At 34.4% G+C, this 2,572-nt stretch carries 1 protein-coding gene; it reads right to left on the bottom strand.

Going from position 1 to position 2,572, the window contains the following annotated elements:
* Positions 1 to 1,472 precede the first annotated feature (1,472 nt).
* On the bottom strand, positions 1,473 to 1,844 hold the full coding sequence (locus DFQ09_RS18555) for a hypothetical protein (protein WP_115813104.1): 372 nt from the start codon (positions 1,842 to 1,844) through the stop codon (positions 1,473 to 1,475).
* Positions 1,845 to 2,572: the final 728 nt, after the last annotated feature.

Here is a 2,572-nt window from a genome sequence, read left to right as displayed (position 1 = left end):
TAGCTAAATCGGGATTAATATATGATGGAAATTATAAAAGTACTTTAGTGAAAAATTAATGAGTTTTTACTTGTTTTTTGCCACAGTACTTTGTTAGCAGCAGTTTTTTATTTTAAGTTTCAGAATTGCACGTTCTGCTAGTCAGTCCGCCGTAGTAGAGTAGATGAGTGACTTAGATCCCAACAGAACAGAATTTGGCGGATAATAAACAAGTCCAAAGTCAAATGAGGTTTTTATAAGTCCAGTTTTTCATTTTAACGTTCAGAATTGCACGTTCTGCTTGTCAGTCCGACGTTGTTATGCTGATTAGCGATTACGATCTCACAGGCTTTAATTTGGCGGGTGAGAAACAAGTCCGACGTCAACTGAGTTTTAATAAGTTGAGTTTTTTTAATTTATCTGACTTAAAAGTCTAAAAAAAAAATCTCCGAAAAATAAACTAGGCAAAAATGTACGAATTGCATTGCTGCTAACGGTCTCGTATATGATTTGTTGCGTGTTATAAGCGAGTAAGTTAACAAATAAAAACCGAAATAGAAAAACCGTGAGGTTTTTCGACAGTAGGCAAGAAGCAGCTATAAATTATATACATTGTTGGCTAACGTTTTTTCTTTTTACGAACTACTCCTTTGTGTATTTATAGGATCTTTGGTTTTTCGTACGTTGTTTCGTTTTTTACTTAAATGTCAAAAAAATCTTCAAATTATTATTCCGTTCTTTTCCGCTAAGAGCATCAGTTTTGATTTTCGGCCGAAATTTCGTGACACTAGAAGCGATTGATTTAAACAACTAATTTCAATTTTTTTAAATTGTGAACAGTTCAGCCGTACGTTTTGCCATTCCGCTTATCAGCCAAAAGTTGAGGATTGCTATAATTTTGAATTAAAGAACTGAAGTTGGGTAAGTCGAAATTCGTGCGTAAAGTTCCGCAAGAGTAAGAAATTCCAGTGTAATATTTTTTTAACGTTCAGCTTTAAATTCCAACGTATTTTTCTGAAGCAAGTAAGCACAGAATTTCGTAAAATCCTTGAAATTGTTGGCACGCGCAAAATGTTTGCCAACGTATTTGTGTATGGTTAGTTGCGTGTTTCAGCAACTAATTTAGTAAACAAAAACGAACGCGAGAAAATTCCGAAGGAATTTTCCAAATAAGCACTTGCCAAAGCAATTAATTATACACGTTGTTGCCCACAGTATTTATTTCGGCCAAACTGAATATAAAAAAAGGCTTAACATTATCAATTCCGTTATGTTTAGTGTTATTTTGTTTTTAATTATTAGAGATAGTAAAAAATCAAGAAATATTCCGAATAGCCCAACTCCAATTCCAACTGTCATTGCGATAAGTCCATAGCCAAAAGGGTCATTCACTGCTTTAAAGTCAAAAATCATTATTAAAAGACAGAACAAGATTAACAGAACTGAAAAGACTGTTAACACCGAAATCTTTTTTATTAATAACTTTTTCATATTCAATAAATAGGTGCGTCAAATTTCACAATCGTTGTGTCTTTTTCCACAATAAAGTCAACCCAATGGTCAAGTGAACCTCCATTCGTATAATATCCTCCACCACTTATTTCCTTTTTTCCGTCCACACGAGTAAAAGTCAGAGAGTATGCTCCATCGGTTTTGTTTTTCCGCATCGATAGGAATTCAGTCACACTTTCATTCGGTTCAATTCGGTCAATTCTTATAATGTCCAGTTTTTCAGTCGTAGTAAATTCCACATTTGTTATAGCTTCACTTGATGCATTTTTAATTTTCACTTCTATTCCGTCTTTTTTGTAGAAAACACAGGCGCTTAAAGTTAGAATAAATGTAAATGCAAGCAGTTTTTTCATATTGTGGGCAACGGTCTTGTGTATGGTTAGTTGCGTGGTTAAACAACTAAGTTAGCAAACTTTTACGAACCAGAGAAAATTCCGCAGGAATTTTCGCAAGTAGGCACTTAAAAAGCAATTAATTATACACGTTGTTAGCTACTTTAGTGCGTACAGACCAAAGTGAAAGCTTTGAGTTAGTCTGTTCTCTAAGCGCAAACATTGAGATGCTGAAACTAATCAACCGCAAAAATGCTGGATTATTTATAACGTCCACTTTAATTCCAGCGTACATTGTAATAATGCGATGCCTTTCGACGCATCTGGTTGCGCAGTTTCTCACAGCAATGACGCTTTTTTTTGGAAAAGAACGATACAGAACGCAAGCCTTAACTTTCTGAGAAATGCCGAATACAGGAACATAAATAAGCGGATTTTCCAACGAAATAGAATACTTAAACAACTTAAAAAAATACGATGAAAAATTGTTTCGGGACAGCACGAGATATTTGCAGAAAACGCAACGACCTTTGTGCGTTTAGTTCTCCAAGAAAAAGTTTTTCGAGCTAAAAGTTAATAGATAAAAAACTAAATTTCGGACAGCATTTCAAATTGTAAATACTAACGAAAAAACGCTCGGCACGTATTGTTGCTAACGGTTTTGTATATGATACGTTGCGTGGTTCATCACATAATTTAGCAAATAAAAACCAAGTAGAAAATCCGCGAGAATTTTCGTAAGTAAGCTT

The organism is Winogradskyella pacifica, assembly GCF_003386275.1.
Taxonomy (GTDB): Bacteria; Bacteroidota; Bacteroidia; order Flavobacteriales; family Flavobacteriaceae; genus Winogradskyella; species Winogradskyella pacifica.
This window is presented reverse-complemented; position numbering and strand designations above follow the sequence as displayed.

Bases quoted from the DNA above. Each gene is read 5' to 3' on its own strand.
- DFQ09_RS18555 (WP_115813104.1), bottom strand. From the start codon at position 1,844: ATGAAAAAACTGCTTGCATTTACATTTATTCTAACTTTAAGCGCCTGT.